Below are 19,922 nucleotides of genomic sequence, written 5' to 3' on the forward strand. Positions count from 1 at the left end.
TTAAAATTGTCGGCATTTTCAGTAAGCAAAAACACTTACCCAATAATAAAGGCTGTCTGAAAAACATTTCAAAATCCGACCGCACTTTTTATTGTCCACGCCTGGACGTATGCAATACGCCCGTAAAGGCTACCTGAAACCACTTCCTCAAATCCGCCCGCTTTCTTTTAAATATTCCCGCACCAACAGGCGGTTGATGGCTTGGATGTCTGCGGGTTGAACGGGGAATTGTTGCTCTGTTCTAAAGCGTTTTAATACGATGCCCTGCATTTGTTTTTCAAAGTAATTTTGGTTGTCCAAAATCTGCTCCATATCCAGCACTTTTTGGTCAGCGTCGGTTTTTACACCGTTCAGCGCGTTGAAGACTTTGAGTTTGTCGCCGTAGAGAGCAGGGTTTTCGCGCAGGCGTTTGTGGATGCGGGCATATTTGGCGTCGCCGCCGTATTTATGCCGTAAAAGGTCGTTTTGGCGGTTCAGCTCTTTGATTCGGGCATAGACGGTTTCGAGTGTGGCGATGTTTGCCTGCATTTCTTCCTGCCCGACTTCGGCGAGGTTCTTTTTCTTGAAGATGCGTTCCAGCTCTTCACGCAGGCTGATGTATTCGGGGTCTTCTTGGTCGAAGTTGCCCGCCAGCCCTTCGCGCACTTTACGCATGATGTCTTTCAAATCGTCGGCAAGTTTGAGTTCGGCTTCGCCGATTTTGACGAACTGGAAGTAAACGTCTTCCAGCGCTTCATTGAGCAAATGGGCGGTGTCGCCCTGCTGTAGTTTTTCAGCGAGGTTTAAGGTATCCAGACGGGCGGCGGTTTCGCGGTACAAAAGATTGAGCTTGTCAAAATCCAGATGCGCGAGAAATTCGTGGCTGCCTTGCAGTCGCAGGACGTTGTACAGCTCTTTGGCGGTTTGCAGGGCTTTTTTGAGGGCGAGAAGCTGTTTTTTGTCGTCTATTTGGTTGATTTGACTGCAAAATACCTCGGCGTTTTCAGTGTCGAAGTCAAACAGGGCGTTTTTGATGCCGGTGATTTCCTCTTCGATTTCTTCGACGGTTTTGAAAAGCTGGTTGTAGCTGTCGATTTCGTCGCCCAATTCTTTGGAAAGTTCGTCCCAATAGGCGCGGTTGGTTTTGTCGAATTCTTTTTGAATGTCGGCAAAATCAACAACATAGCCGTAACGGTAAGATTTGTAGGTGCGGTTGACGCGGGTCAGGGTTTGTAAAAGGTTATGGGCTTTGATTAGTCTGCCTAGATAAAGTTTTTTTAGGCGCGGCGCGTCAAAGCCGGTCAAAAGCATGTTGTACACAAACAAGATGTCGGTTTTGCCCGCTTTGAAATCTTTGACCCATTGGTCGCGCTCGTCTTTAGTACCGATGTCGTGCAATATCAGCGCGGCGGTGAGATTGCGGTCTGAGGCCGTCTGAAAATAGTCAAAGAGTTGTCTTGCCTGTTCTGCGCTGTCGCAAACGACCATGGCGCCAAGGCTGTCGTCTTGGTTGGTTTTTCTGAATTTAGCGAAGTCGTCCAAGATATAGTCGAGCATCGGGCGGATGAAATGCGGATGGGCGTAGATTTCTTTGCGGTCAAAGCTACCTTTTTCGACTTCAAGCTGCGCCAGTGCAGCCTGCAATTGGGCTTTGTATTGGCTGCTGATGGCTTCGCGAATCAGGCGCAGGGTGTAGCCGTCGGCGATGGAGGCGTTGTAATAGTATTTGTGAATGTAGTCGCCGAAGAGCTCGCGGGTGTTAACGTTGCCTGCGGTTACGCCAATAAGCGGCGTGCCGGTCAGCCCGATTTTGACGGCATTCAGGTCGGACTGGTTGAGGTTGGCAAGAAACGAGCCTTTGGGCTTGTAGCTGCGGTGTACTTCGTCGAGAAAATAGACGCGCTGGATGGTGAGGTCGTAGTCGTTACGGGCGACGACATCGGGGTCGTCTTTGAATTTTTGGATGTTAACGACAGTGATTTCCGCTTTACCTGCGTGGTTGTGCAGGGTTTGGGCGGATTTGATGTCGGCAGCAAAGGCTTCGCGGCTGTCGATGGTATGGACGATTAAGTCGCGGGCGGTAAATTCCCGCTGCGCCTGTTTCAATAAATCGAGCCTGTCCACGATGAAATAGAATTTCGGCACGATGCCCTGTTTGGCGTAATAGTGGGTCAAGTAACGGGTGTTGTAATAGGCAAGCGCGGTTTTACCGGAGCCTTGGGTGTGCCAAATAACACCTTTTTTGCCGCCGTTTAATAAATGTTTTTCGATAGCGAGGGTGGCAAATAGCTGCGGATAGCGCATGATGTGTTTTTGCAGCGCGTCTTGGTTACCTTTAACGTAGGTCAGCCCGTGTTGCAGGAGAAAGGCGAGGCGTTCGCGGCAAAGTAGCGAAGTCAGGATGCGGTTGGTCGGCGTATCGGGCGATTTATTGCTGATAAATTCGGGGCTGTGTTTGATAACGGGCAGGTTGTTGTCTTGCAGGACTTTGTTTTCGAGGTCGTCCGAAAGCGTGTTCAATAATTCGGCAAGATTTAATTTATGCTCTTCGCGGAAGTAGTTGAACACTGGCTTGCCGTAAGCAGACGAGGCGTAAAACGCGCCTTGCGCCGGCTCGGTTGCGCCGTCGTCGTATTTCATGTTGTTGGAAAAAATCATGAATTGGGTGATGTTGATGAAACGGCGGAATTTGGGATTTTTCGCGCGTTTGCCCATGCGCTCCCGCTCTTCGCCGATGCCGCCTTTGTTGTTGGGCTTTTTGACTTCGGTAAAGACCAAAGGCATGCCGTTTACCAGCAGGGTAATGTCGGGGCGGAATTCTTCGTCGCCATTGATGCAGGGCAATTCGGTTACAACGTGGAAGCTGTTGTTATTGAAATTTTGGAAGTCGATCAGCTTCTTACCGCCGGATTGATTGATTAGACGCTCGTAAAACTTTTGACCCAAGTCTTCGTTATCCAGCTCTAGGCGTATGTCAGCGAGCAGGCGGCGTGCATCGTCCGGTGATAAATCGGGATTGATGCGACAGAGGCTTTCTATAAAGATTTCGGGGAAGATGTTGGTTTGTTTGTCCCAATTTTCGTTTTTGAGCGAGAGGTAATCGTAGCCCAACCGCATCAGGTGCAAAATGGCAGGGATTTTGACACGGGAATTTTCGTTGTGAACTTGAGACATCAGACTTCTCCAAGCTATTCTTTGCAAGCTGGAAATTATATCAATCCCGCTCTGGCAACACCATTACCACATTGATAATTTAAAATAAAATTTTTGATTGTTGCAGTTGGCTTACTTGAACAGGTATAGTAGAAACCCATTTTTCAGACGACCTGACTTTGCCAAAGCAATTGATTTTATGTAAACTGAAAACTTCTTGTCGGAGTGCTGCTTGTTCCCGCAAACAGCTGAGACCGCGCCAGCGGAATCCGTAGAACCTGTCGGGGTAATGCCTGCGTAGGAAACAAGCTGTCAAACGCCTTTTCAGGCTTCCGTTCCCTTTCTCGCATTTCCCGCCATTCGGTGGATTCCGCTTCCGTCTTGTCTTTCGTCTTCCCGACTGCCCAAACACTGCAAAGGAACCCACCATGCCCCGTATCGCCATTCTCGGCGGCGGCCTCTGCGGCCGTCTGACTGCTTTACAACTTGCAGAACAAGGTTTATCCATTGCCCTCTTTGACAAGGGCGGGCGCAAAGGCGAACACGCCGCCGCTTATGTTGCCGCCGCCATGCTCGCGCCTGCTGCGGAAGCGGTCGAGGCTACGCCCGAAGTCATCAAACTGGGCAGGCAGAGCATTCCGCTGTGGCGCGATATACGAGGTCGTCTGAAAACGCCGACCATGATGCAGGAAAACGGCAGCCTGATTGTGTGGCACGGGCAGGACAAGCCATTATCCAGCGAGTTCGTCCGCCATCTCAAACGCGGCGGCGTAGCGGATGACGAAATCGTCCGTTGGCGCGCCGACGACATCGCCAAACGCGAACCGCAACTCGGCGGACGTTTTTCAGACGGCATCTACCTGCCGACCGAAGGCCAGCTCGACGGACGACAGATATTGTCTGCACTTGCCGACGCTTTGGACGGGCTGAACGTCCCTTGCCATTGGGAACACGAATGCGCCCCCGAAGACCTGCAAGCCCAATACGACTGGCTGATCGACTGCCGCGGCTACGGCGCAAAAACCGCGTGGAACCAATCCCCCGCACACACCAGCACCTTGCGCGGCATACGCGGCGAAGTGGCGCGGGTTTATACACCCGAAATCACGCTCAACCGCCCCGTGCGCCTGCTCCATCCGCGTTACCCGCTCTACATCGCCCCGAAAGAAAACCACGTCTTCATTATCGGCGCGACCCAAATCGAAAGCGAAAGCCAAGCTCCCGCCAGCGTACGTTCCGGACTGGAACTCTTGTCCGCGCTCTATGCTGTCCACCCCGCCTTCGGCGAAGCCGACATCCTCGAAATCGCCACCGGCCTGCGCCCCACGCTCAACCACCACAACCCCGAAATCCGTTACAGCCGCGCCCGACGCCTGATTGAAATCAACGGCCTTTTCCGTCACGGCTTCATGATTTCCCCCGCCGTAACCGCCGCCGCCGTCAGATTGGCAGTGACTCTGTTTGACGGAAAAGACGCGCCCGAACGTGATGAAGAAAGCGGTTTGGCGTATATTGGAAAATAAGTTTGAGGTCGTCTGAAAACGTCGCGGCATAGGTTTTACAGCAAATCGGTACACCCCGACACCAGCCTGTATGAATATAATAGGGCACGGCGCGCCAACGCCTCATCGTCATCAATCTACTTAAATCAGCAAGGTTTCCAATGAATCTGAAATCCCTGTATTTACTGCCTGCGCTCTTACTCGCCCACTCCGCCGCCCTTGCCGCGCCCAAGATTTCAGACGACCCCAAACCGCGTTCTGCCGAGAAAATCATTTATTTCAAACAAAACGGCAAATTCGGTGCAAAAACCACAAGCGGCAAAATCATCGTCCCTGCGCAATACCACTGCGAATTTATGTGCGAACACGTCAAACACGGCGAAACCGCCGACGGCGAGTTGCTGTTTACCGACAACAGCCGAGAAGTCCGGGGCAAAGTTGCCTATTCGCCGTTTTTCCTGCATTCGCGGCAGGGCAAGTTTTTATATCAACCGATGATGTACGACTTGACCTCAGACTATTTTTCAGAAGGCAAACGCCGCTATGTTTCAAAAGACGGCAAGGTCGGTTTTGCCGACCGCGGGGGCAACTTGGTCACGCCCGCCCAACACGATTGGGCAGGACCGTTTGAATACGGCTATGCCGCATTTTGCGACGGCTGCCGAGAAGTGCGCGTGGACGAAGAACATACCGCCGTACAGGGCGGCACTTGGGGCATGATGGACGCGCGCGGTAATACCGTTGCGCCCGGCGACACCCGCCGCGCCGCTTCCGACATCGAACGAAACGGCAAATTTTATCCGCACCCGTTTACCTACACCGCGGCCGAACGCGATATGCTGCAACGCATCAACCGCTACAAAAACCTGATTGTCGGACTGGAAACAGTTCACCATTCGCCATACAAAACTGCCGAAGAACGCGCTGCCTACCGCTTTGAAATCGTGTCGCCACCAGTTCAAGGCTATCCGTATTACGAAATCGTCTTGTTTGACGGCAAAGGCAACACCGTTGAAGGCGAACGTTTTCTCGCCGGCGCCGACGGCAAACGGCTCTTCGCCCTGCCTGTCGGAGAAGAAACACCGCTTCCGCTGAAAACCTACCTGCGCCGCGCAATCCGCACCACACTTGCCGAACAGCCCGAAAAACAGAAAACCGGTCGGAACGACAATCCGTTTCGCTTGAAAGATTATCCCGAAGCAAAAGCCTTGTTCAAACGCAGGAAATGAGTTTCAGACGACCTCATCAGATGGCTATACCGGGCTCACTTTCATTAAACAATAAAACAAAAAGGAAAACGTCATGATTGAACAAGCAATGGGAAACCTGTCAGGTATATTTTGGATTTTCCTGCTCGTCATTCCCCTGCTTCTTTTGAAAGCGCTGCTCCAAAACCCCAAAGTGAAAGGACGCATAGGCGAACGGGCAGTCCGTTCAGTAATCGGAAAAGATTTGGATGAAGAAACCTATATCGAATTTCACGATTTGATTATTCCGTCCCGCAGCGGCACGACGCAAATCGACCATATCTATGTTTCGGTTTTCGGGATATTTGTCATAGAAACCAAGAATTACACAGGTTGGATTTTCGGCAGCGAGAAGCAATCGAAATGGACACAAGTCGTCTATAAGCAGAAACACTACTTTCAAAATCCGTTGCGCCAGAATTACGCACACATCAAGGCATTATCCGAACTGCTGCAACTGCCGGAAGAAAAATTTCATTCGATGGTGGTTTTTCTCGGTGATTGTGAATTGAAAACGCAAATGCCGCCGAATGTCTGCCGTATCAGACAGGCAGCATCCTATATCAGACGTTTTCAGACGACCTTATTGCTGCAACAGGAAATAGAGGCGGCAACTGCCGTGCTGTCTTCAAACGAATACCAAGCCGACGGCGAAAAACTGCGGGCGCATACCGAACGCCTGCAAGAACGTCATCAGCGATAACTTAAAAGGACACCCCATGACCTTCCCGTCCCTAAAATCCCCGCTCAAATTCTACGCCGTTGTTCCCACCGCCAATTGGGTCGAGCGCATGGTCAAAGCAGGTGCCGACACGGTGCAACTGCGCTGCAAAACCTTGCACGGCGATGAATTGAAACGCGAAATCGACCGCTGCGTCGCCGCCTGTCAGGGCAGTCGCACACAGCTTTTCATCAATGACCATTGGCTCGAGGCGATAGAAGCGGGCGCATACGGCGTGCATCTCGGACAGGAAGACATGGACACCGCCGACCTTGCCACCATCGCCGCCGCCGGTTTGCGTTTGGGTTTGAGTACGCACTCCGTCGCCGAACTCGACCGCGCCCTGTCCGTACATCCCAGCTACGTCGCCAGCGGCGCGATTTTCCCGACCACAACCAAGCAAATGCCCACCGCCCCGCAAGGCTTGGACAAACTGCGCGAATATGTGAAACAGGCAGGCGGCACGCCCGTCGTCGCCATCGGCGGCATCGATTTAAACAACGCCGAAGATGTATTGGCAACTGGCGTTTCTTCACTCGCCGTCGTCCGCGCCGTGACCGAAGCGGAAAATCCCGAAGCGGTGGTTAAAGCTTTTCAGGCTTTGTGGGATGAATGAGGCCGTCTGAAAACCAAATTTCAGACGGCCTGCGAAAGCGAAAAAGATTCAATTTACCGTGTAGGCAAAACTTAGCCCGCTATAAATACAGAAACATCGAGAAACCATGAACATCATCTTAAACGGCGAACCCGTCGAACTTCACGGCACAACCGTTGCCGACCTCATCGCTCAAACCGCGCCGCAAAAACCTTTTGCCGTAGCGGTGAATACCGGATTTGTCGCCAAAGGCGCGTATGCGGAAACGGTTTTGAACGAAAATGACAAAGTCGATATTGTGCGGCCGGTGGTCGGCGGCTAGGCGGTTTTGCCTTTTCAGACGACCCCTGTCCCCAAAAACAACCTTACAAAGGAACCCATCATGCTCACCCTATACGGAGAAACCTTCCCTTCACGGCTGCTGCTCGGCACGGCCACCTACCCGACCCCTGAAATCCTCAAACAATCCGTCCAAACCGCACGCCCCGCGATGATTACCGTCTCGCTGCGTCGTGCGGGAAGCGGAGGCGAGGCGCACGGTCAGGGGTTTTGGTCGCTGTTGGAAGAAAGCGGCGTCCCCGTGCTGCCGAACACAGCAGGCTGCCAAAGCGTGCAGGAAGCGGTAACGACGGCGCAGATGGCGCGCGAAGTGTTTGAAACCGATTGGATCAAACTCGAGCTCATCGGCGACGACGACACGTTGCAACCCGACGTGTTCCAGCTTGTCGAAGCGGCGGAAATCCTGATTAAAGACGGCTTCAAAGTGCTGCCTTATTGCACCGAAGACCTGATTGCCTGCCGCCGCCTGCTTGACGCGGGCTGTCAGGCGCTGATGCCGTGGGCGGCACCGATCGGCACGGGTTTGGGCGCGGTTCACGCCTATGCGCTGAACGTCCTGCGCGAACGCCTGCCCGACACGCCGCTGATTATCGATGCGGGCTTGGGCCTGCCCTCGCAGGCGGCGCAAGTGATGGAATGGGGCTTTGACGGCGTATTGCTGAACACCGCCGTTTCCCGCAGCGGCGACCCCGTCAACATGGCGCGCGCCTTCGCACTCGCCGTCGAATCCGGACGGCTGGCATTTGAAGCCGAACCGGTCGAAGCGCGAACTAAAGCCCAAGCCAGTACGCCGACTGTGGGGCAGCCGTTTTGGCATTCGGCGGAATATTGAACCCGCCTTCATCATCAGAAAGGCCGTCTGAAAACCCCGCAAAAGGTTTTTCAGACGGCCTTTTTCTTGTCAGCAGCCGCTTATTGACACCACACCTCGGCAAAGGCATCGGCCACATAACCAACGTTCGATTCGTTCAATCCGGCCACACACATCCGTCCGGAAGCAAGCAGGTAAACGGCAAACCCTTCCTGCAAACGCCGTACTTGTTCAGGCGAAAAGCCCGTGTAGCCGAACATGCCGCGCTGTTTGAGGAAATAGGAAAAATCGCCCTCCGGCAGCTTGCGGCCCAATTCATCAAACAAACGCTGCCGCATGGCTTTGATGCGCTCCCGCATCTGCGTAACCTCTGCCTGCCAGCCGGCAAAAAGTTCGGGCGTATCCATCACCGCCGCCGCGACAAACGCGCCGTGCGCCGGCGGGCTGGAATAAATCCGGCGCACGCCGAATTTCAACTGGCCGAACACCAGCTCCGCTTCGTGCCGCGTCGGGCACACCACGCTCAATCCGCCTATCCTCTCACCGTAAAGCGACAGGTTTTTCGAAAACGAATTGGCCGCAAACAGCGGCAGGCCGATTTCCGCCGCCCGCCGGACGGCGTAGGCATCCTGTTCGAAACCGTCGCCGAAGCCCTGATAGGCAATGTCCATAAACGGAATCAGGCCGTTTGCCCGTATCACTTCCAGCACCTTGTCCCATTGCACGCAGTCCAAATCCACGCCGGTCGGATTGTGGCAGCACGGATGCAGCACCAATACGCTGTTGCGCGGCAGGGCGGCAAAAAAGGCCAGCATTTCGTCAAATTTCAGCCCACCTGTCGCCGGGTCGTAATAAGGGTAAACGCCGACTTCGAAACCCGCGCCCTGGAAAATGCCTTTATGGTTGTCCCAAGTCGGATCGCTGACATAAACCTTGGCCTCGGGAAACCAGCGGGCAAGAAAATCCGCACCGATTTTCAGCGCGCCCGAACCGCCCAAAGTCTGGATGGTGGCAATCCGCCCTTCCTGCAAAGCGGGGTGCTCCGCGCCGAACAGCAGCCTTTGCACGCCGTGCCTGAAGGCCTCCAAACCTTCCATCGGAAGATAGGAGCGGGGTTGCGCCACGGCCGCACGGGCAACCTCCGCCGTCCGTACCGACGACAAGACGGGCAGCCGCCCGGCCTCGTCCAAATAAATACCGATACCGAGATTGACCTTTTCCGGCCGCTTGTCGGCCTGAAAAGTCTCTACCAGGCTCAAAATCGGATCGCCGGGATAAAATTCGACGTGTTGGAACATATTTTTCTCCTGATTCTGTGTTTTGTTGGTTGGATACCCGATTCTACCGCATCGCCCCGTCCGGGCGTACTGTCCGCATGGTACACGCATCCTCCCCGAATATAGACAAAACAGCGCGCCCGTAAAAATAAAAGGCCGTCTGAAAACCGTATTTCAGGCTTTCAGACGGCCTTTGCGGCCATACTGCAAACGCGCCGCATCCTCCGCCCGATATGCGCCTGCATCATCAGCCGGGTTGGGAAACGGCGGGCAGGCTACCCGAAAATGGCTCGGTGTACAAAGGGCGGGAAGGATGGCTGCCGGACGGAGAAGCCGTCTGAAAGAAAAACGGCGGCGGCAAAATGCTATAATACCGCCCGACCAAACAACCCGCAAAACCGCCATGCAGCCCGATTTCTCCCGCCCTGTGCTGGCCGTCGATACAGGCACTTCCTTCCTTTCCCTCGCCCTGCAAACCGACGGCCGCATCCTGTCGCGCCACACCGATGCCGGCAACAAACAGTCCGACCTCATCCTGCCGCAAATCGGCGGGCTGTTCGCCGAAGCAGGCATTACCGCCGCCGATTTGGGTGCGGTGGTCTATAACTGCGGGCCGGGTGCGTTTACCGGCCTGCGAATCGGCATCGGCGTGGCGCAGGGTCTGGCCGCGCCGTTCGGCACACCGCTTATCGGCATTCCGTCACTCGATGCGGCGGCCTATCTGGTGCAAGGGCACGGCGTGCTGGCCGCCGCCGACGCGCGGATGGGCGAAGTCTTCTACGCCTGGTTCGACACCGCGAACCGCCGCCGCCTCAGCCCCTACTGCGTCGGCCGCGCCGCCGAAATTTCCGTGCCGGAAGGCACTGTTTTTTCAGACGGCATCGGCAACGCCTTCGCCCTGAACGACCCGCCGCCTTTCCCAGGCTCGCCCGCCATGCCGACCGCCGCCGACTACCTCGCACTGGCCGCCACGGGCCGCTATCCCGCCGCCGATGCCGCCCATGCCGAACTGCTGTATGTCCGCGACAAAATCGCCCTGACCGCCGCCGAACAGGCCGCGCGGCGGGCGGCGGGGGAACAGGCGTGAACATCCGTCCCGCGACATCCGCCGATTGCGCCGCGCTGGCCGCCATCGACCGTGCGGGCAATCCCGCGCCGTGGTCGGCCGCCCAGTTTCAGACGGCCTTAAACAGCCGTTTCGACACAGTCCTGCTGGCCGAACATCAAGGCCGGCCGGCGGCTTTTATCGTTTGGCAGACCGTGGCCGGCGAATCCGAGCTGCACCTCATCGCCACCGCACCCGAAAGCCGCCGCCTCGGCCTGGCCGCCGCCCTGATGCAGTGTTGGTTCGAGGCCGCCGCCGCGCAATCGGTACGGCGGCTGCTGTTGGAAGTCCGCGCCGCCAACCTGCCCGCGCAAAACCTTTACCGCCGGCACGGCTTTACCGAATGCGGCCGCCGCCGCGACTACTATTCCCTGCCCGACGGCACGCGGGAAGATGCCGTATTGATGGAGAAACCATGCTAGAAAGCCGCTACCTGCACCTGCACGAAGCCCTCGGCTTGGGGCCGATGTGGCTGAAACAGGGCGCGCGCCTGCTGCCGCCGCCCGCCGAAGGGCAAGACGGCCGTTTTCAGACGGCCTCTGATACCGCCCCGACGGTTCGCACGGCCCCGCAGCCGGCGGCCGCCCTCCGCGAGGATGCAAAACAGCCGTCAGGCAACGCCCATGCCGCCACCCTGGCCGCCATCGGCGGCGCGTCCCGAAGGCAAAGCCGCGAACCGTCCGTACCGAAGCCCGCAGAGCCTGCCGCAAATACCGAAAACACCCCGTCAGACGGTCTACAAGACGGCATCATCCCGCAAACGCAGGCCGACGCCGCCCGCCTGTTGGCCGTCAGCATCTGCCCCGCCCCCGCCGACTTGGCCGCAGGCCGCCTGTTCAGCGGTGCGGACGGCGTATTGCTCGACAACATGCTTGCCGCCATCGGCCTGACCGCCGCCGACTGCCGCCGCACCAGCTGGCTGCCGTCGGTGGAATTTTCCCCCGATGCCGCCCGATTGCAGGCCGCCGCCGAACGGATGCGCCACGAAGCGGCTTCCGGCCGCATCCGCGCCGTCTTGCTGCTCGGCCAGTTTTTCGAACAGCCGGAAAACGCCGAAGCCGTCGCCGCGACCTTCGGCAACCTGCCCGTATTCACCGTCCCCCATCCCGCGCGTATGTTGCGTCAGCCGCAGCTGAAAGCCCGTGCATGGACTGAATTGAAACGGCTGCGGCAATATTTGGAGGCCGTCTGAAAGCATAAAGGCCGTCCGAACAATTTTCAGACGGCCTTTATCATGCTGCCGATACTGTCGCCCGCCCATTTTTCGGCGTACCATTCCATCTGCCGGAACATACCGGCCATTATTCGACAAACCAGGAGAACCTGATGAAAAAAGCCTTATTCCTTGCCCTGTGCGGCCTGTTTGCCTCCGCTGCCCACGCGGGTTGCACCGAAAGCGGCCAGCAGTGCGTGCACTACAAAAACGGCAACGTCGCCGGAGAAGGGGCGTGCTCGGTGAAAAAATGCCAAACTCCGACCGGCGGCAGCCTGAGCTGGAAACAGAAAAACGGCCCGGCCGTTTCGGTGGAAACCGACGCGAAAAGCGGCAAAACGCTGGTGAATAAAAAACCGGGCGGACAAGTGAAAAACGGCAACGCCGCCAGCATGGGACTGACCTGCTACGCCGCAGATGCCAATAAAAACGAACAGTTCTGCGCCACCAGTTATTGATAAGCCGCAGTTTGACGACAGGCCGTCTGAAAGCCGCCAAACGGGTTCTCCCCCGTTCAGGCCGCGCTTTCAGACGGCCTTATCTTTCGGCTGCCCGCAATAATTCCGCTACCAGTGCAGGCACGCCCCGAACCGCCGTTTGAGCCAGGATTTCCACGCCCGAAACATCGGCGTTCGGCTTGGGATCGATCAGGTACACGGGCACCCCGAAACGGGCATAGTGCAGCAGGGATGCGGCGGGATAAACCTTCAGCGACGTCCCGACCACGATAACGATGTCGGCGGCTTCGACCAAACGAACGGCTTCTTCTATCAGCGGCACGGCTTCGCCGAACCAGACGATGTGCGGCCGCAGCGGTCGGCCTCGGCTGTCGCGGTCGGCCAAGGTTTGGTCGCCCTGCCACGGCAGGATTTCGTTTTCATCAACCGTGCTTCTGAGCTTGTTCAGTTCGCCGTGCAGGTGCAGGACTTTGCTGCTGCCCGCGCGTTCGTGCAGGTCGTCTACGTTTTGAGTGATGATTTGTACGTCGTAAGCGCGTTCCAAATCGGCCAGCGCGAAATGGGCAGCGTTCGGTTCGGCTACCGCAGCGGCACGGCGGCGGGCGTTGTAGAAATCGATGACGGTTTGCGGGCTGCGGGCGAACGCTTCGGGCGTGCAGACATCCTCCACGCGGTAGCCTTCCCACAGGCCGCCGCTGTCGCGGAAGGTTTGCAGGCCGCTTTCCGCGCTGATGCCCGCCCCCGTGAGGACGACGCATTTTTTCATGGTTTGTTCCTTGTTGATTGATTTACCGTCGGCTGCCGCTTATGTGTCCGACAGTTCGATTCAGTACACCACCTTATTTATCGCATCTTCGCCTCATCCAAACAGCCTTCGTACAAATCTGCGGACATGCGGGTTTCAGGCGCAGGACGGGTTTGGTCGTTGCGGGCGGGCGTAATGGCTGCGACAGGGAATTGGCGGCATGCGGTATATATTATTCGATTAGAGGCCGTCTGAAAAACGGGAAACGGGGTTTCAGACGGCCTGCCCGGTTTTATTTGACGGGGCAGTCGAAATAAAGTTCGTAGGCCAGTTTGCTTTCGCGGACGCACACTGTGCCGCCTTGGCGAATGCGGTTCGAATAGCTGATTCGCCAGTAACCTTCAAACATTCCGTAGCCGGCCGGCATGCAGACGGGCACTTCTTTGCATCCCGTGCCGCAGTCATGCACAGAACCTAAACGTGCCTGTTCCACTGTTTCAAATTTGCTGCCGATCAGGCTGGCCGGGCCAAGGATGGAAGCCAACGACCATGTTGATATAAAACCGATGACCAGTATGATTAAACTGATTTGGGTCATCATGATGATGGCTGCGGTTATCCGCCCGACAACGGAGCGGCGGCGGTAGTGATGGGCGGGCAGGCCCAAAACAGTTTCGTGCATCCATACTTTGCGAACCATCCAAGCAGACGGCAGTAAGATAAGAAGAGTAATGAGCAAGGCAAGCTGCCAGGCGGCAGCAGTCAGTTTGAAGGGATGAACGAAGAAGTACGAGACAAAGGCCAGCACTGTAATGATGTAGAATCCCACGGATATGGTTTTCAAAAACCTTACACCCAGCGGGTTCATGGTGGCAAATAGGCGGCGGTATTCGGCGGACAAGGCTCTTTGAAAAACTGCTTCGCTGCTTTGTGCCTGCAAGGCTTTCAAAAGGGTATCTTCGTCGCGGCACAAGTCCAATCGAAAACGGTAGACGTGACAATCGGGGGAGATGGCACGCAGGTAAACTTTATCTGAAGATGAGAGACCTCGTGAACTTATCACACGGTATTCAAACGTCCAATCAGTGGGGCAGCTGAAGCGTTCGCGCCCGAATGCGCCGTATAACACCAGCCGGTCGTTGGTCAGGGTTGCAAAACGGCTGCAGGTCAGGCCGAACCACATGCCTTCGGAGTAAATGATGCCGAATAGGAAGATAAACAGGCTGACGGCAATGGCCGCCCAATCGGGCAGGATGCCATAGATGATGAAGGCAATGGCGGTAACGACGGCAATCAGCGTCATCAGTATCAGCAGGAGCAGGAACATGATGACGGCGCGTATCCGAGAAGCCGGGAAAACCTGCCCGCTTGTGGTTTGGACGGAAACAGGTATAGACGAATATTGTTGGTTGTTTTTCCGGTTCATCATTTTTCCTTCCCGTAGTGTGTGATGTGCGGCTATATGGTGCGAATGAGGATAAAGGCCGTCTGAAACATCAAATCGGGGTTTCAGACGGCCTTTTGCCTTATTCGGCGCGGTTGCGCAAGAATTGCAGCAAGAGCGGCACGGGGCGGCCGGTCGCGCCTTTTTCCTTACCCGACTTCCACGCCGTGCCGGCGATGTCCAGATGCGCCCACGGGTAGTTTTCCGTGAAGTGCGACAGGAAGGCGGCAGCGGTGATGGTGCCGGCGGGGCGGCCGCCTATGTTTTGCAGGTCGGCGAAGTTGGATTTGAGTTGTTCGCGGTATTCGGCAAACAGGGGCAACTGCCATGCCTTGTCGCCGCTTTGGCGCGATGCGGTCAGGATTTCGTCGGCCAGCTCCTGCGTGTTGGTCAAAAGGCCGCTGGCAACGTGACCGAGTGCGATGATGCACGCGCCGGTGAGTGTGGCGACATCGACTACGGCGGCGGGTTTGAACTGTTCGGCATGGCTCAGCGCGTCGCACAGTATCAGGCGGCCTTCGGCATCGGTGTTCAGGATTTCGATGGTGGTGCCGTTCATGGCCGTTACCACGTCGCCGGGTTTGCTGGCGGCCGCGTCGGGCATGTTTTCGCAGGTGGGGACGATGGCGGTCAGGTTGATGGGCAGTTTGGCTTTGGCGGCGGCCACGAATGCGCCGATGACGCTTGCCGCACCGCACATGTCGTATTTCATTTCGTCCATCGCTTCGCCCGGCTTGAGCGAGATGCCGCCGCTGTCGAAGGTGATGCCTTTACCGACGAGTACGACAGGGGCGGCGTTTTTGTCGGCCGCGCCGCGCCAGTGCAGTTCGATGAGGTAGGGGTCTTGCGCGCTGCCTTTGGCCACCGACCAGAATGAACCCATGTGTTCGCGGATATGGTCTTTATCGTGGATTTTGGCGGCCGCACCGAATTTTTCGGCTTCGGCACGGGCGGTGTCGGCCAGATATTTCGGGGTGCAGACGTTGGGGGCAGTGTTGCCCAGGTCTTTGCACAGGTTGATGCCGTAGAGTTGGGCTTCGGCCCAATTCAGGGCGGTTTGCACGGTGTCGGCGTGTTCGGTGTGGAAGGTTGCGCCGTCGAGTTTGGCGGCTTTCGCGTCTTTTTTGAAACGGTTGAATCGGTAAGCGGCCTGTCCGAAGGCGAGCGCGAAGATTTCGGCGGCTTCGGCGGCTTGGTTTTGGTCGAAGCCGTTCAGGCTGATGTGCGGGTTTTCCTGTTTTTGCGCCCATGCGGCGGCTTCGGCGGCGGCTTTTTCAAGCGCGTCGCGGCCGTCGTTTTCCGGCAGTGCGACCGCCACGGCTTTCAGTTTGCCCGATTCGGCGGTTTGGGCGGCGGCAAAACGTTCGCCTTCGGCCAGCGATTCGAGCAGCAGGCGGGCGGTTTCGTTATCGGGTGCGTTTTCACGATTGCGGCAGATATAAAGCAATGCGCCTTCCTGATGCGGCTGCAAGGCGGCGGCTTTTGTGCTAAATTGCATTTTTATTCCTTTCGGTTGGCCGTCTGAAAAACGGCGGAAGCGTTATTTTACCGTGAATCTTCATCCTATGCCCGACACCCTGTTCCTTGAAGCTTGAGGGAAGGCAAGCGGCAGGTTTAGAATATTTCTTGAAAACGGCATATGCATTTTCAATTGAAAATAAAATCCCCCAAAAGGAGCTATAAGGAGCTGTTATGAACAAGATGTTTGTTTGCTTATCTGTTTTGGCAGTTGCGCTGGCGGCTGGCGGCTGCCGGGGAGGGGCTAGTGCCCAGCAGAAACAGGATCTTTCCCATATGAATGCCCGCCAGCGCGATGAAGCAGGGCGCGAGGCCGCAGCCAATCTGCGCCGAACGGAGTTGAAGGAAGATGCAGACACGAAGGTGGCGGATATCCGCTACCGTGCTTCTGACGATACTTTTGTGTATACGCTGATATTGAAGAAAATCGCCAGTCCGAAAGTGCTCGATACCGCACGACGGCGCAAGCTCGATGCCATGCTCCATAAGGAAGGCAGAAAAGAAATCTGCCGTAGCCGAAATATGCGCGATTTAATGGTGCACGGGCGTTATTCGGTGGAATACCGCGTGCTCGCGCGCAACGGCAGGGCGTTGTCTTCTCCGATACACATCAGTGCCCGGGATTGTTGAGATTTAGGTAGGGATAAGGCCGTTTGAAAAAGCTTTTTCGGATTCTAATTCTGTTTACGCCTTGTTTTCATATGACTTTTGAAATGGTTTTTACCCGATTGCCGCCGCCGACTTAAGAAAAGAAGAAATACAGAATATATTGGCAAAGCTTCGCCAAAGGTTATCTTTACCGTCATACCACCCATCCCGTATCTGCGCTAAGCCATCAACCCCTCGGGTGTATTTGCGATATTCGTCAGCAGCACGGTTTGATGGCGAACGACGGCAATACAATGAAATACCGTATAACCACCGACAACGATTAAAGCATGCCCGAACTGATATGGGTTACCAATTGAAAGACTGCCGATAAATCTTTGCATACTTAGGGAAAAAACATCATGAAAAAAGCCTTGTTCGTCCTCTTGACCGCCCTGCCGCTGGCTGCGTTTTCCGCCGAAGGCATGTCCGATGACCTGAAACGGTTTTTCTCCGGGCTGACTGCCGCCGAGCGCGACAATTTGGGCCGGGAGGCCGCCAGGGAAATGCAGCAGAAGAATATGAATAAAAATATGGATGCACAGTATTCGCATATCCATGTTATCGACATCCGCTACCGCAGTTCGGACGACACTTTCGTGATATCGGCAAAAGCAAAACCCGATCAAAATTCAATCATGAGCAATTTTCAATCGACAATGGAGCGCGAGGTTGCACAAATGGTGCGCAGCGAGATGTGTGCCGAAGCCGACACGCGCGATTTGATGAAGATAGGCCGTTACGCCTTCGAATACCGCATCACTACCGCCAATGGGAAAAAATTCAAACCGGTGCGGATTAGTGCGAAAGACTGCCGATAAGCCGTTTGGCTGCAAATGAAAGCGCAACCCGATATATGGATTTGTGCAAAAGACCGCCCATCAAACCGCAGGCCGTCTGAAAACTTTTCAGACGGCCTTTGAAGACATCTGCCCATGATATACCGACAAAACTTCGTCAAAGAACTCACTTTTACCGCCATCGGCATCTTCGTCGTCATCCTGGCCGTGCTCGTTTCCACGCAGGCCATCAACCTGCTCGGCCGTGCCGCCGACGGGCGCGTGGCGGTGGATGCCGTAGCCGCGCTCATCGGCTTTTGGACATTGGGCATGACCCCGCTGCTGCTCGTTTTAACCGCCTACATCTCCACACTCACCGTCCTGACCCGCTTCTGGCGCGACAGCGAAATGTCCGTCTGGCTTTCCTGCGGCCTGTCGCTGCGGCAGTGGGTGCGCCCCGTATTGTCATTCGCCCTACCGTTTGCCGCACTGGTGGCCGCCATGCAGCTTTCCGTATTGCCGTGGGCCGAACTGCGAAGCCGCGAATTTGCCGAAATCCTAAAACAAAAACAAGAACTCTCGATGGTTGAAGCAGGCGAATTCCGCACCTTGGGCAAGAAAAACGGCCGCGTTTACTTCGTGGAAACCTTCGATACCGGCTCCGGCATCATGAAAAACCTGTTTTTACGCGAACAAGACGACAAAGGCCGCGAAAACATCATCTTCGCCAAAGAAGGCCGCTTCTCGCTCACCGACAACAAGCGCACGCTCGAACTGACCCAAGGCTACCGCTACGGCGGCATCCCGGGCGAAGCCGACTACAACCAAGTCTCCTTCGAGCGTCTCAACCTAATCATCAGCACCACGCCGAAAATCATCAATCCGATAGACCACCGCCGCACCATCCCGACCTCCAAACTCATCGGCAGCGACAACCCGCAGCACCGCGCCGAACTCATGTGGCGGCTGAGCCTGCCCCTGGCCGCACTTATATTGAGCATATTGGCCGTCCCCCTGTCCTACTTCAACCCGCGCACCGGCCACACCTACAACATCCTGTTTGCCATCGGCTTATTCCTCATCTACCAAAACGGCTTAACCTTCCTGCGTAATGCCATAGAAAACGGCAAACTGGGCTTTTGGACGGGTTTCCTGCCCATACACATCATCATGCTGGCCACCGCCGTCATCCTGCTGCGCGTGCGCTCCATGCCCGCCCAACCCTTCGCCCAAGCCCTGAAAGCCGCATTGAAAGGCCGCGCATCATGACACTCATCGCCCGCTACCTTATCAAACAGCTCAGCATCACCACCCTGTACGCCATGTTTGCCCTGCTTGCCCTATACAGCTTCTTCGACATCGTTGCCGAAGTGGGCGGCGTGGGCGAAGGCGGCTACACGGGCATCAAAATGATGCAGTACGTCCTGCTGCAAATCCCCGACCACGCCTACCAGATGATGCCCCTGGCCGTACTCATTGGCGGCTTGATTGCCCTGAGCCGGCTTGCCGCCAACAGCGAAATGACCGTCATCAAAACCAGCGGCATGAGTACCGCCAACATCATCGCCATCCTGCTCGGGTTCGGCCTGATATTCGCCGCCGCCACCGCCCTTCTCGGCGAAAGCGTCGCCCCCGCCGCCAACCGCTACGCCCAAAACCTGAAAACCACGGCCAAAAACGGAAAAATCAGCACCGGCGCGGAAGGGCTGTGGATTAAAGAGCAAAACAACATCATTAACGTGCGCGAAATGCTGCCCGACCAAAGCCTGCGCGGCATCAAAGTCTTCCGCCACGACCAAAACTTCAAACTGGCCGAAAGCTGGCAGGCAGAATCCGCCGTCATCGCGGCAGACGGAAGCTGGAAACTGGCAAACGTCCGCCGCAGCATCTTGGACGGCGACCGCGTCCGTACCGAAAAACACGACGGCGAATACTGGCAGGCGGGCATACGCGGCAGCCTGCTCGACGTACTGCTGGTCAATCCCAACCAAATGTCGCTCACCGCGCTGACCGCATACATCAAGCATCTTGAAGACAACAAGCAACAGGCCGACAACTACAAAATCGAATGGTGGCGCAAGCTCATGTACCCCGTCGCCACCGTCGTCATGGCCTTGGTCGCACTCGCCTTCACCCCGCAATCCACCCGCCACGGCAACATGGGCTTGAAACTTTTCGCCGGCATCTGCCTCGGCCTGGCCTTCCATTTCGCCGGACGGCTGTTCGGCTTCACCAGCCAGCTCTACGGCGTACCCGCCTTTGCCGCCGCCATGCTGCCCACCGCAGCCTTCGCCGCATGGGCGGTATGGTTGATACGGAAGCAGGAAAGGCGTTAAACGCAAATATAAAAACAGGCCGTCTGAAAACCGTATTTCAGGTTTTCAGACG

At 56.1% G+C, this 19,922-nt stretch carries 19 protein-coding genes and 1 riboswitch; of the genes, 14 read left to right on the top strand and 5 right to left on the bottom strand.

Annotation, left to right across the window (positions count from 1 at the left end; genetic code table 11):
• Positions 1–147: 147 nt before the first annotated feature.
• Positions 148–3,153, bottom strand: coding sequence for a type I restriction endonuclease subunit R (locus tag BM261_RS04585; RefSeq protein ID WP_074895573.1), 3,006 nt, complete (start codon positions 3,151–3,153; stop codon positions 148–150).
• Positions 3,154–3,343: 190 nt separating this feature from the next.
• Positions 3,344–3,453, top strand: a riboswitch (TPP riboswitch).
• A 107-nt stretch (positions 3,454–3,560) separates the two neighbouring features.
• Here BM261_RS04585 and BM261_RS04590 point away from each other — a divergent pair.
• The 6 genes from BM261_RS04590 to BM261_RS04615 all read left to right on the top strand — a co-directional run bounded on the left by BM261_RS04590 (position 3,561) and on the right by BM261_RS04615 (position 8,368).
• Positions 3,561–4,655 (top strand): FAD-dependent oxidoreductase, encoded by a 1,095-nt coding sequence (locus BM261_RS04590; RefSeq protein WP_074895576.1) that lies wholly within the window; start codon positions 3,561–3,563, stop codon positions 4,653–4,655.
• A 140-nt stretch (positions 4,656–4,795) separates the two neighbouring features.
• Complete coding sequence (locus BM261_RS04595) at positions 4,796–5,863, top strand: WG repeat-containing protein (protein WP_074895579.1); 1,068 nt, start codon at positions 4,796–4,798, stop codon at positions 5,861–5,863.
• 73 nt (positions 5,864–5,936) lie between these two features.
• The gene (locus BM261_RS04600; protein ID WP_074895582.1) at positions 5,937–6,584 is read left to right on the top strand and encodes a nuclease-related domain-containing protein; all 648 of its coding nucleotides are present in this window, start codon (positions 5,937–5,939) and stop codon (positions 6,582–6,584) included.
• Between the two features lie 16 nt (positions 6,585–6,600).
• Complete coding sequence (gene thiE, locus BM261_RS04605; RefSeq protein ID WP_074895584.1) at positions 6,601–7,218, top strand: thiamine phosphate synthase; 618 nt, start codon at positions 6,601–6,603, stop codon at positions 7,216–7,218.
• A 106-nt stretch (positions 7,219–7,324) separates the two neighbouring features.
• Positions 7,325–7,519, top strand: coding sequence for a sulfur carrier protein ThiS (gene thiS / locus BM261_RS04610; RefSeq protein ID WP_049225600.1), 195 nt, complete (start codon positions 7,325–7,327; stop codon positions 7,517–7,519).
• 60 nt (positions 7,520–7,579) lie between these two features.
• On the top strand, positions 7,580–8,368 hold the full coding sequence (locus BM261_RS04615; RefSeq protein ID WP_074895586.1) for a thiazole synthase: 789 nt from the start codon (positions 7,580–7,582) through the stop codon (positions 8,366–8,368).
• A gap of 80 nt (positions 8,369–8,448) precedes the next feature.
• Here the strand turns inward: BM261_RS04615 and BM261_RS04620 are convergent, their stop codons facing one another.
• A complete protein-coding gene (locus BM261_RS04620; protein ID WP_074895588.1) occupies positions 8,449–9,645 on the bottom strand; it encodes an amino acid aminotransferase in 1,197 nt (398 codons plus the stop codon).
• Between the two features lie 382 nt (positions 9,646–10,027).
• On the opposite strand from BM261_RS04620, the gene tsaB reads away from it, so the two are divergent.
• From tsaB to BM261_RS04640, 4 genes are all read left to right on the top strand, one after another.
• Positions 10,028–10,711: a tRNA (adenosine(37)-N6)-threonylcarbamoyltransferase complex dimerization subunit type 1 TsaB gene (gene tsaB, locus BM261_RS04625; protein WP_074895710.1), complete on the top strand. Its 684-nt coding sequence runs from the start codon at positions 10,028–10,030 to the stop codon at positions 10,709–10,711.
• Positions 10,708–11,151 (top strand): ribosomal protein S18-alanine N-acetyltransferase, encoded by a 444-nt coding sequence (rimI, locus tag BM261_RS04630; RefSeq protein WP_074895590.1) that lies wholly within the window; start codon positions 10,708–10,710, stop codon positions 11,149–11,151. Before tsaB ends, rimI begins: the two co-directional genes overlap by 4 nt.
• A complete protein-coding gene (locus BM261_RS04635) occupies positions 11,145–11,921 on the top strand; it encodes a uracil-DNA glycosylase family protein (protein WP_074895593.1) in 777 nt (258 codons plus the stop codon). Before rimI ends, BM261_RS04635 begins: the two co-directional genes overlap by 7 nt.
• Before the next feature lie 134 nt (positions 11,922–12,055).
• Positions 12,056–12,400 (top strand): hypothetical protein, encoded by a 345-nt coding sequence (locus BM261_RS04640; RefSeq protein WP_074895595.1) that lies wholly within the window; start codon positions 12,056–12,058, stop codon positions 12,398–12,400.
• Between the two features lie 79 nt (positions 12,401–12,479).
• On the opposite strand, the gene BM261_RS04645 is transcribed toward BM261_RS04640, so the two are convergent.
• From BM261_RS04645 to BM261_RS04655, 3 genes are all read right to left on the bottom strand, one after another.
• A complete protein-coding gene (locus BM261_RS04645; RefSeq protein WP_074895597.1) occupies positions 12,480–13,166 on the bottom strand; it encodes a Sir2 family NAD-dependent protein deacetylase in 687 nt (228 codons plus the stop codon).
• 271 nt (positions 13,167–13,437) lie between these two features.
• Complete coding sequence (locus tag BM261_RS04650) at positions 13,438–14,574, bottom strand: hypothetical protein (protein WP_143095751.1); 1,137 nt, start codon at positions 14,572–14,574, stop codon at positions 13,438–13,440.
• 97 nt (positions 14,575–14,671) lie between these two features.
• A complete protein-coding gene (locus BM261_RS04655) occupies positions 14,672–16,087 on the bottom strand; it encodes a leucyl aminopeptidase (protein WP_074895601.1) in 1,416 nt (471 codons plus the stop codon).
• Positions 16,088–16,281: 194 nt separating this feature from the next.
• Here BM261_RS04655 and BM261_RS04660 point away from each other — a divergent pair, with 194 nt between their 5' ends.
• The 4 genes from BM261_RS04660 (at position 16,282) to lptG (ending at position 19,870) form a co-directional block, all read left to right on the top strand.
• Positions 16,282–16,737, top strand: a complete 456-nt coding sequence (locus BM261_RS04660) for a hypothetical protein (RefSeq protein ID WP_074895603.1) — start codon at positions 16,282–16,284, stop codon at positions 16,735–16,737.
• 380 nt (positions 16,738–17,117) lie between these two features.
• On the top strand, positions 17,118–17,576 hold the full coding sequence (locus BM261_RS04665) for a hypothetical protein (protein WP_074895605.1): 459 nt from the start codon (positions 17,118–17,120) through the stop codon (positions 17,574–17,576).
• Positions 17,577–17,690: 114 nt separating this feature from the next.
• Positions 17,691–18,803, top strand: coding sequence for an LPS export ABC transporter permease LptF (gene lptF / locus BM261_RS04670; RefSeq protein WP_074895607.1), 1,113 nt, complete (start codon positions 17,691–17,693; stop codon positions 18,801–18,803).
• Positions 18,800–19,870, top strand: coding sequence for an LPS export ABC transporter permease LptG (lptG, locus tag BM261_RS04675; RefSeq protein ID WP_074895609.1), 1,071 nt, complete (start codon positions 18,800–18,802; stop codon positions 19,868–19,870). Before lptF ends, lptG begins: the two co-directional genes overlap by 4 nt.
• Positions 19,871–19,922 lie beyond the last annotated feature (52 nt).

Source organism: Neisseria elongata subsp. elongata (assembly GCF_900113545.1).
GTDB lineage: Bacteria > Pseudomonadota > Gammaproteobacteria > Burkholderiales > Neisseriaceae > Neisseria > Neisseria elongata.

Bases quoted from the DNA above. Each gene is read 5' to 3' on its own strand.
- BM261_RS04665 (WP_074895605.1), top strand. From the start codon at position 17,118: ATGAAAAAAGCCTTGTTCGTCCTCTTGACCGCCCTGCCGCTGGCTGCG.
- BM261_RS04585 (WP_074895573.1), bottom strand. From the start codon at position 3,153: ATGTCTCAAGTTCACAACGAAAATTCCCGTGTCAAAATCCCTGCCATT.
- BM261_RS04655 (WP_074895601.1), bottom strand. From the start codon at position 16,087: ATGCAATTTAGCACAAAAGCCGCCGCCTTGCAGCCGCATCAGGAAGGC.
- BM261_RS04615 (WP_074895586.1), top strand. From the start codon at position 7,580: ATGCTCACCCTATACGGAGAAACCTTCCCTTCACGGCTGCTGCTCGGC.
- BM261_RS04595 (WP_074895579.1), top strand. From the start codon at position 4,796: ATGAATCTGAAATCCCTGTATTTACTGCCTGCGCTCTTACTCGCCCAC.
- lptF (WP_074895607.1), top strand. From the start codon at position 17,691: ATGATATACCGACAAAACTTCGTCAAAGAACTCACTTTTACCGCCATC.
- BM261_RS04635 (WP_074895593.1), top strand. From the start codon at position 11,145: ATGCTAGAAAGCCGCTACCTGCACCTGCACGAAGCCCTCGGCTTGGGG.
- BM261_RS04660 (WP_074895603.1), top strand. From the start codon at position 16,282: ATGAACAAGATGTTTGTTTGCTTATCTGTTTTGGCAGTTGCGCTGGCG.
- BM261_RS04640 (WP_074895595.1), top strand. From the start codon at position 12,056: ATGAAAAAAGCCTTATTCCTTGCCCTGTGCGGCCTGTTTGCCTCCGCT.
- thiS (WP_049225600.1), top strand. From the start codon at position 7,325: ATGAACATCATCTTAAACGGCGAACCCGTCGAACTTCACGGCACAACC.
- tsaB (WP_074895710.1), top strand. From the start codon at position 10,028: ATGCAGCCCGATTTCTCCCGCCCTGTGCTGGCCGTCGATACAGGCACT.
- BM261_RS04650 (WP_143095751.1), bottom strand. From the start codon at position 14,574: ATGATGAACCGGAAAAACAACCAACAATATTCGTCTATACCTGTTTCC.
- thiE (WP_074895584.1), top strand. From the start codon at position 6,601: ATGACCTTCCCGTCCCTAAAATCCCCGCTCAAATTCTACGCCGTTGTT.
- BM261_RS04600 (WP_074895582.1), top strand. From the start codon at position 5,937: ATGATTGAACAAGCAATGGGAAACCTGTCAGGTATATTTTGGATTTTC.
- BM261_RS04645 (WP_074895597.1), bottom strand. From the start codon at position 13,166: ATGAAAAAATGCGTCGTCCTCACGGGGGCGGGCATCAGCGCGGAAAGC.
- BM261_RS04620 (WP_074895588.1), bottom strand. From the start codon at position 9,645: ATGTTCCAACACGTCGAATTTTATCCCGGCGATCCGATTTTGAGCCTG.
- lptG (WP_074895609.1), top strand. From the start codon at position 18,800: ATGACACTCATCGCCCGCTACCTTATCAAACAGCTCAGCATCACCACC.
- BM261_RS04590 (WP_074895576.1), top strand. From the start codon at position 3,561: ATGCCCCGTATCGCCATTCTCGGCGGCGGCCTCTGCGGCCGTCTGACT.